Here is an 8,961-nt window from a genome sequence, read left to right on the forward strand (position 1 = left end):
AATGGCAAAACATGTCATAATAAAAAATAAAAACAATATTGGCCAAGAAACAAGCATATGTGCTAATTGTTTTTTCTTATCATAAACTTTAAAAGCAATCAATATATTAAATATAATTATTAGTGGGTAAATAAAAATTAATAATGCTAATAAATCACTAGAACTAGGTAAGACCACAAAAAATAATAAAGGCCATAATAATAATAATGGATAAGATATAATTAAAATAAAATTAAGAAAAATCAATATATAAAATAATTCACTTTTTTCTTTCATTTTTACTCGCTTTCTTTAAAATTTCAAAATAGAAACTCCAAACAAATTAAGTATGATAGCATGTAATAAACTAAATAATAAAATTGGTATAAGTAGAATAAAAACTGTTAATTCATAAACTAAACTGCTTCTATTATCACTTTTTTTACCTTTAATACGATTAATAAATGAACCTGCTGGTATACCAGTAGCGTTTCCTAGCATAATTGCTCTAATAGCTGAAAGTATTGCCTCAGCTTTTTCTATCCCATATTCTTTTACTAATTCATCCCAAGAACTTTTACTTACTTTTCCTCTTGTATCAGCATAATGTTGTGCAAAAAGTATAGCTTTTGCTTCATTTGTAGGTACATTAGTAAAATCTGTATCAAGATATGCCTTTATTTCATTATCACTAAGACCAGCTTCAAAGGCTGTTTTTGTATGAGCATAAGAACACATACTACATTTATTTACACCAGTAACTGCAAGCATAATTCTTTCTTGTAATTTTTCGTTCATAATACCATTTTTTTTAGATTTTATAAATCTAATAATTCCCCTAAAAAATTTCAAACAAATGTCATATATTTCATAAAATGTAAATAATTTTTTCATTAAAAACTCCTAAATAAAATACTATATAAATAATTTGATAAAAAAATTAAAAATAATTACCTTGTTTTCCTAAATGTCAAAAGTATAATTGGTAAAATTACAAGTGTAAATGCTAATTTTTTTCTTTTATTATAATTAATAAATGCTATATTAAAATAAAACAATACTATAATTGGATAAACAGCAATAAATACTTTAGGATTTCCCCCGCCTATTGCAATAATAAACATTAATGCTACATAAATTATTGTAAGTATTATTAAACTAATTCCAGTCAATACGAAAAATAGTATTCTTTCAACTTTTTCATCATCCATTTTTTATTCCTACTTCAAAAATTCTGGCGACAGTATATTCCCTGAATTTCCTTGGACCTTTGGTAATGCTCCATCCCATTTTTCTATCATCATTTTTTGTAATAATTGTGGTGTTAATGATTTTGATTCAACTAAGTTAGCCTTAGCTTGTAATTCTTTTTCTTTTAAGTTAAATTCTGCTAATTTAATTTTATTTTCAACTTCTACTGATAATTTTTCTTGTTCTGCTCTTGCTCTTTCAACTGCTTGTTCCGCTACCTTTTTAAGTTCAATGGCATTTTCATATTCATCAGAAAAATCATGATTTACTATTGATATATTACTTACTAATATTCCATATTTTTCAAAATCTTTTTTTAATTCAGTAAATATAATTTGAGAAATTTCAATTCTTTTTGATATAAATTCTTCTATAGTATATTTACTAATTGTTGCTTGTACAACTTCTTTAACCCTAGGTTGAATAAATCTACTTTCATGTCTACCCTTAAATGATTTATATAACAATTCTGGATTATTTATACTTGCCTGTACTGTAAATTCTATATTTATAGTTTGAATATCTTTTGTAGAAACATTCATTGATAAATCTCCATAATTATTTTCACTATTTTTTAAAAAGTAATATGTTCTTTCTCTTGTTTCCATTATATATTTACTTTGCACAAATGGTATTTTAAAATGAAGTCCTGCTTCTTCTATCTTTACTACTTTCCCAAAATTAGATATTATTGCAACTTCCCCTGTATCAACAGTGTATACATTTAAAAATACTAATGCTAATACTATTGCAGAAATAATTACTCCAAATATTTTAGTTATATCAGATGCTTTAAATTCTTTATTCATTTTTTTCTTCCTTTCTGGATTTTATTTCTATAATTATACCACTTTTTATTTTTTTTATAAATAGGTTAAGTATATTTATAGAATAATTATAGTACTTTTATAAAAAATTAAAAAAAAATTACAAATTATTTTCATATTTTTGTTTTTTTTATTTTTAATTTATGATATACTAAAAATAAGAATATATTGTGTTTAAATTTTACATTAAATACAATATATGGTTAATTTGGAGGTAGTTTAAATGATAGTTGTAAAGCGTGATGGAAGAGAAGTTCCATATGATAGAGAGAAAATAATAAATGCCATAAATAAGGCCAATGATAATGTTACACAAAATGAAAGAGTTAGTAAAACTAAAATTGACGAAATTTTAGATGAAATAGAAAGTACAAATAAAGAAAAATTAGAAGTTGAAGAAATTCAAGATTTTATTGAATTTAAATTAATGGAAGATAACAAATATGATTTAGCAAAAAAATATATAATTTATAGATACACAAGAGCATTAGTAAGAAAAGCCAATACTACCGATGATTCAATTTTAAGCCTTATAAATAATTCAAATAAAGAAGTCAGCGAAGAAAATTCAAATAAAAATGCAAGTATTGCTTCGACACAAAGAGATTTAATTGCTGGTGAAGTTTCAAAAGATTTAAGTAGAAGAATATTATTATCTGAAAAACTAAGAAATGCCCACGATAATGGAGAATTACATTTTCATGATATGGATTATTTCTTACAACCAATTTTCAATTGCTGCCTAATAAATATAGAGGATATGTTAGAAAATGGGACTGTAATGAATGCAAAATTAATTGAAAGTCCAAAAAGTTTTCAAGTTGCTTGTACAATATTAACACAAATTATAGCAGCTGTTGCATCTAGTCAATATGGTGGACAATCAGTAGAAATAAGACATTTAGGAAAATATTTAAGAAAAAGTCGTGATAAATATTATAAAGCTACTAAAAAACAATTCAAAGATACTTTATCAGAAGAACTAATAAATGAAATAGTTGATTCTAGAATAAAAGATGAATTAAAATCTGGTGTCCAAACTATACAATATCAAATAAATACTTTAATGACTACTAATGGTCAATCTCCATTTGTAACTTTATTCTTACATTTAGTTGAAGATGACCCATATATTGATGAATCTGCATTAATAATTGAAGAAATTTTAAAACAAAGATATGAAGGTATAAAAAATGAAAAAGGTGTATATATAACACCAGCATTCCCTAAATTAGTGTATGTTTTAGATGAATTTAATTCATTAAAAGGTGGAAAATATGATTATTTAACTAAATTAGCAGTTAAATGTTCATCTAAGAGAATGTACCCTGATTATATAAGTGCTAAAAAAATGAGAGAAAATTACAAGGGTAATGTATTTAGCCCTATGGGATGCAGAAGCTTTTTATCTCCTTGGGTAGATGAAAATGGAAATTATAAGTTCGAAGGAAGATTTAATCAAGGTGTTGTAAGTCTTAATTTACCACAAATAGCAATATTATCAGGTCCTAGTGAAGAAGAATATATGAAACTATTAGATAAAAGATTAGATTTAGCATTTGAAGCCCTTATGGCTCGTCATAATAGACTATTAGGTACTACATCAGACATAAGTCCTATTCATTGGCAATACGGTGCCATTGCAAGGCTTAAAAAGGGTGAAAAGATTGATAAATACCTAAAAGATGGTTACTCAACTATATCTTTAGGTTATATAGGTCTTTATGAAGCAACTAAACTTGTTAAAGGAGTTTCTCATACAACAGAAATTGGTAAAGATTTCGCATTAAAAGTTATGAGAAAATTATATGATACTTGTGAAAAATGGAAAAAAGAAACTGGTATAGGATTTGGTCTATATGGAACACCTGCTGAAAGTCTATGTTATAGATTTGCAAAAATTGATAAAGAAAGATTTGGAAATATAAAAGATATAACTGATAAAGGTTACTATACTAATTCTTATCATGTTGATGTAAGAGAAAATATAGATGCAATGAGTAAATTTGCTTTTGAATCTCAATTCCAATCATTATCTAATGGTGGTGCTATATCTTATGTAGAAATACCTAATTTAAGTAAAAATTTGGAAGCAATAGAAGAAGTAGTTAAATTTATGTATGATCACATACAATATGCAGAATTTAATACTAAATCAGATTATTGCTATGTTTGTGGATTTGATGAAGAAATAATAATAAACTCTGATGGAGATTGGGAATGCCCTCAATGTAAAAATAGAGATCACGGTAAAATGAATGTAACTAGAAGAACTTGCGGTTATTTAGGAGAAAACTTCTGGAATGCAGGTAAAACGAAAGAGATCTCAAAAAGAGTATTACATCTATGAATTACGCACTTATAAAAGAATTTGATGTAGCAAATGGACCAGGTATTAGAACATCACTATTTGTTAGTGGTTGTGTACATGCATGTAAAGGTTGTTTTAATGAAGCAATTTGGGATTTTAAATGTGGTCAAGAATTTACTGATGAAACAATAGAATATATAATAAAACTATTAAAAAGAGAATACATAAGAGGCTTAACACTATTAGGAGGAGAGCCTCTTGATCCTCAAAATCAAGAATGTGTATATAAACTAGTTAAAAAAGTTAGACAAGAACTCCCAGATAAAACTATATGGTGTTATTCAGGTTATACTTACGAATATATTACTAGTTTTATGTATAAAAAACTCCCCTATACTAAAAAATTATTAGAAAATGTAGATGTATTAGTTGATGGTAAATTTGTACTAGAATTACTTGATTTAAAACTACAATTTAGAGGTTCTGCTAATCAAAGAGTCATTGATTTAAGAAAAACAGAAGAAAATAATAAAATTATATGGGCATTATCAAAAGAAGAAGAAAATAAATACATAAAAAGCATTAAAGATAAAGGCTAAGTATCGTAAATAAGAAATTTACTAACTTAGCCCTTTTATTTTTTTATCTCAACTATAAAACTTAATCCTTCTTTATCATCATAATATATTCTAACATTATCTGCCAACATAAATAATAGCTCTAACTCATCTTCATCAGAATTATCCCCAACTAATTCCCAAAAATAATCATATTCCATATCTTTATGTGCCTTATAATTTAAAATTAATTCATTTAATTCTTCTTCATTTATAACTACTTTACTTTTAGCGGTTATAATAAATTCATTTTCTAAATCTTCTAATTCTAAACTAACTTTTTTAGAGCCTCTATTTAAAAGGAACTTTATTAGTTCATCTCCCATTTTACTTATTTTTCTCTTGTATTCTTCCATTTTTTAAGTCCTCCCTCTATTCCAGTTATTAATGGTAAATATACTGAAACAGTCATTCCTGCTGCTAAAGCAGAACTATATAAATTAATTCCTCCATGTATTAAGCCTATGCTAATAGCCATAGGATAATATAAAATACCTACACCTATACCATAAATTATACCAAATTTACCAGCAATAGGTGCTAATGATGTTGATAAGAACAAACTTAATACAAATATTGTTGTTGGTACTTCTGCATTTAATACATAACTTGATATTATTACTCCTATTATTACGGGAAATATATTTTTAAGATGCTTACCTATTCCACCAAATCCTACCAATGTTAATAAACCTGCAATAACTGGTGCATTTAGTTTTCCATGTATTAAAATTAGTATTAATCCAAATATACCTAGTAATCCCATATTAAATATGGAAATATAAAATCCTTCTTTTTGCACAAAATCCGTAACTAATCTACCTGTATGTTTATATAACATATATAAATTTATTTTAAAATTATCTTTACATTTAATATACCCTATTATTATCAACATTAAGAAATATAGTAAAAATAATATAAAAATACTTTTATCAAATTTTTGATAAAACACTTTATTAGTATCAAATTCTATACCGAAATTTTTTAATATAGAATATATTAATATAGATATTACTCCTACACCTAATCCCGAATTATATAATATATACCCATTATGAAAATGAACTACATGCTTTACTATAAATGGAAATATAAATGCAACCAATATTGCTATCAATACTCCCCAATAAGGAATAGCACTAACAACAGGAGCTAATGCAGTTGACATCATTGATGGATATATTACATTTTTTAAATTCTGCTTATTAAATAAAGCATGTAAATACCCTCCGACATAAAACGGAAGTATATTTATCATCGTCTTTCCCATCAACCCAAAAGATAACATTAAAAATATAGCAGATATTAATAATCCATTAAGTTTTAATCTTAATTTAAAAAGTATGGCTATATTTATAATAGTTATTACTGCAGCATTTATAAATGCAGCAGATACTCCTGCAATTTGGAAATAATCTGTAACTAAAATATTGTTAGTTTTTAATATTACCATTAACCCTTTACTTATATTTAAAATACTATCTGTCAATAATGCATAAATAATCATAAAAACGGGTAAAATTAAAATAATAATATACTCTTTATATAATTTTCTCATTTAACTCCTTTATTTTTAATATTCCTAAACTCGCTACCATTACAATAATCATTATATTTAACATTTTTTTCTACTTCTATAATATTATACCACAAAAAAAGAAACAAAAAGAAAATTTATTCCTAATTGTTTCATTTTTACCTAAAATAATTCAGGTGCTTCTAATATATTTAAATCTTTATCAATTTCAAATACTAATGGTTTACCTGTTGGTAAATTTAAATCTAATATTTTAACATCATCTATATTTAATAAATATTTAATTAATGCTCTTAAACTATTTCCATGTGCTGCTATTATTACATTTTTACCAGCTTTAATATCTTTTGATATTGATTCGTTCCAATAAGGTAAAACACGAGCTATAGTATCTTTTAAACTTTCTCCTTTTGGTAAATCTTTTTCATCTACTTCTTGATATCTTCTATCATTTTGTGGTAATCTTTCATCACCATCTTCTAATTTTGGAGGTGCTATATCAAAACTTCTTCTCCATTGATGAACTTGTTCTTCACCATATTTTTTAGCAGTTTCTGCCTTATTTAATCCTTGAAGTGCTCCATAATGTCTTTCATTTAATCTCCATGTTTTATAAACTGGTAAATATAATTGATTAGCTTCTTCTAATATAAAATTCAAAGTTTTTATTGCTCTTTTTTGGAATGAAGTATATGCAACATCAAATAAGATACCTTCTTCTAAGATAGTTTTCCCTCCTTGTTTTGCTTCTGCTATTCCTTTTTCTGTTAAGTCAACATCTGTCCAACCAGTAAATCTGTTTTCTAAATTCCATTGACTTTCTCCATGACGAACTAATACTAATTTCATAATTTTTTCTCCTTCCAAATATCTTAAATATCTCAAATCTGTATTAATTATACTATAATATGAGTTTTTTTTCAATTGTTATGTTAAAAAATTAACTTGAATGACTATAATTATATAAAAAATTAAGGTCTAAGCATTAAAACTTAAACCTTTTATTATTTTTAATTTATTTTTAGAATGAATAACCTATATTAAGTCCAACATTATATGCTCCACCAAATTCTTTTTGAAGGAATATTGAACCCCCTGCTTCTAAATCAAATGAAACATTTTTATAATCTAATCCTAAAACTGCATGCATTGGTATACCCCAATGTGTTGTCAATGTAAAACTAGTTACCCCTGGTGCTTTTAAATGTGTACCAGCAAGAATCATATCAAGTCCTGTTTTAGCTCCAACTCTTAAATTAAGATCTGGATTAACCATGTATTTTAATTGAGCAGTTCCATATGGTTCTAAAAACATAAAAAAAGTTGTAGCTGTTCCTCCATTTAATGATACTTTTTTAGGGAATATAAATTTAAAATCCCCTCCTCCACCAGCTAATACTGATAATTTGTCATTTATTTTATGAATAGGAACAAGATGTCTTGCATCTATTACAGCATAACCATTAGTATATTCTTTATCTCCAAACACTCCTGCACCACCAGATACTGTTGTAACTCCTTTAGCCATTGAAAATGCTGATGCTATCATGGCAATTGTTAATAATATTTTTTTCATTTTTTTACCCCCTATTTTTTTCAAATATATTTGACTAATAGTATTATACTAATTTTTTTTAAAAAGTCAATTAAAAATGTTACAAAAAATAACTTGAATAACTATAATCAAAAAAATTAAGGTCTAAGCATTAAAATTTAAACTTTTTATTATTTTTAAAATGAATACCCTATACTAAGTCCTGTAACAACCATTCCACCAACAGGTTTAAATCCAGCAATTGTTGCGCCTGCTTCTAAATCAACTGATAAATGTTTCCAGTTTACTCCAAATACTAATCCTGCTGGAACCATTGGTAAAAATGCAAATCCTCCTGGTACAAAAGCGTCATAACCTATTTCAGTTCCAATTCCTATTTTTCCTCCAAATCTTAATTTAGTTTCAGGTGCAACTTTATACCCTAATTGTACTGTACCATATGGTAATATATCAGTAGCAATAATGACTCTATTTAATCTAGTTGTAGGAACTGTTACCTTTATATCTGCTCCACCTCCAACTAATACTGATAATTTTTCCTTTTCATAAACAGGTAAAACATAATTAGAATTTAGATTAATAGTTGGTATATATTTAGGAACTATATTTCTAGTAAATGGTACATATACCCCTGCTCCACCACCAATTGTAACTGTTCCCTTAGCCATTGATAAAGCTGATGTTATCATGGCAACTGTCAATAAAAATTTTTTCATTTTTTCCCTTGTATGATATAGTCAAACGACTATACATACTTCTCCTTTCATAATTTTATATATATTTATTTATATATTTAATTTATTAATTTGATTTGTCGTTGTATAATAATAATGTAGTTACTGTGTATTTTTTATTTTTACATATAGCATAGACTATTTAAA

The 8,961-nt window shown here is 25.8% G+C and carries 11 protein-coding genes; 2 read left to right on the top strand and 9 right to left on the bottom strand.

The features are described from left to right. From AWT72_RS09715 to AWT72_RS07130, 4 genes are all read right to left on the bottom strand, one after another. Window positions 1-276, bottom strand: a 276-nt coding sequence (locus AWT72_RS09715) for a hypothetical protein (RefSeq protein WP_197407629.1), incomplete at its 3' end; no start/stop codon positions are given. Between the two features lie 15 nt (window positions 277-291). Beyond that, the gene (locus tag AWT72_RS07120) at window positions 292-873 is read right to left on the bottom strand and encodes a carboxymuconolactone decarboxylase family protein (protein ID WP_067142959.1); all 582 of its coding nucleotides are present in this window, start codon (window positions 871-873) and stop codon (window positions 292-294) included. A 56-nt stretch (window positions 874-929) separates the two neighbouring features. Continuing rightward, window positions 930-1,190 (bottom strand): hypothetical protein, encoded by a 261-nt coding sequence (locus tag AWT72_RS07125; protein ID WP_067142961.1) that lies wholly within the window; start codon window positions 1,188-1,190, stop codon window positions 930-932. 9 nt (window positions 1,191-1,199) lie between these two features. Beyond that, window positions 1,200-2,039, bottom strand: a complete 840-nt coding sequence (locus AWT72_RS07130; protein WP_067142964.1) for a prohibitin family protein — start codon at window positions 2,037-2,039, stop codon at window positions 1,200-1,202. A gap of 241 nt (window positions 2,040-2,280) precedes the next feature. Here AWT72_RS07130 and nrdD point away from each other — a divergent pair, with 241 nt between their 5' ends. Both nrdD and nrdG read left to right on the top strand, forming a co-directional pair. Beyond that, the gene (nrdD, locus tag AWT72_RS07135; RefSeq protein ID WP_067142967.1) at window positions 2,281-4,407 is read left to right on the top strand and encodes an anaerobic ribonucleoside-triphosphate reductase; all 2,127 of its coding nucleotides are present in this window, start codon (window positions 2,281-2,283) and stop codon (window positions 4,405-4,407) included. Further along, on the top strand, window positions 4,404-4,967 hold the full coding sequence (nrdG, locus tag AWT72_RS07140; protein ID WP_067142970.1) for an anaerobic ribonucleoside-triphosphate reductase activating protein: 564 nt from the start codon (window positions 4,404-4,406) through the stop codon (window positions 4,965-4,967). The genes nrdD and nrdG overlap by 4 nt, the downstream gene beginning before the upstream one ends. Window positions 4,968-5,002: 35 nt before the next feature. Here nrdG and AWT72_RS07145 read toward each other — a convergent pair whose 3' ends face one another. The 5 genes from AWT72_RS07145 to AWT72_RS07165 all read right to left on the bottom strand — a co-directional run bounded on the left by AWT72_RS07145 (window position 5,003) and on the right by AWT72_RS07165 (window position 8,796). Continuing rightward, entirely contained in the window at window positions 5,003-5,341 is a 339-nt protein-coding gene (locus AWT72_RS07145; RefSeq protein ID WP_067142973.1) for a hypothetical protein, read from the bottom strand. Continuing rightward, window positions 5,317-6,546 carry a DUF1576 domain-containing protein gene (locus AWT72_RS07150; RefSeq protein ID WP_067142976.1) on the bottom strand — a complete coding sequence of 410 codons (1,230 nt, stop codon included), beginning with the start codon at window positions 6,544-6,546 and terminating at the stop codon, window positions 5,317-5,319. The genes AWT72_RS07145 and AWT72_RS07150 overlap by 25 nt, the downstream gene beginning before the upstream one ends. A gap of 141 nt (window positions 6,547-6,687) precedes the next feature. Continuing rightward, window positions 6,688-7,374, bottom strand: a complete 687-nt coding sequence (gene gpmA / locus AWT72_RS07155; protein WP_067142980.1) for a 2,3-diphosphoglycerate-dependent phosphoglycerate mutase — start codon at window positions 7,372-7,374, stop codon at window positions 6,688-6,690. A gap of 172 nt (window positions 7,375-7,546) precedes the next feature. Beyond that, entirely contained in the window at window positions 7,547-8,101 is a 555-nt protein-coding gene (locus AWT72_RS07160) for a hypothetical protein (RefSeq protein ID WP_067142983.1), read from the bottom strand. Window positions 8,102-8,256: 155 nt separating this feature from the next. Then, entirely contained in the window at window positions 8,257-8,796 is a 540-nt protein-coding gene (locus AWT72_RS07165; RefSeq protein WP_067142986.1) for a hypothetical protein, read from the bottom strand. Window positions 8,797-8,961: the final 165 nt, after the last annotated feature.

Origin of the sequence: Oceanivirga salmonicida (assembly GCF_001517915.1) — a bacterium.
Classification (GTDB): domain Bacteria; phylum Fusobacteriota; class Fusobacteriia; order Fusobacteriales; family Leptotrichiaceae; genus Oceanivirga; species Oceanivirga salmonicida.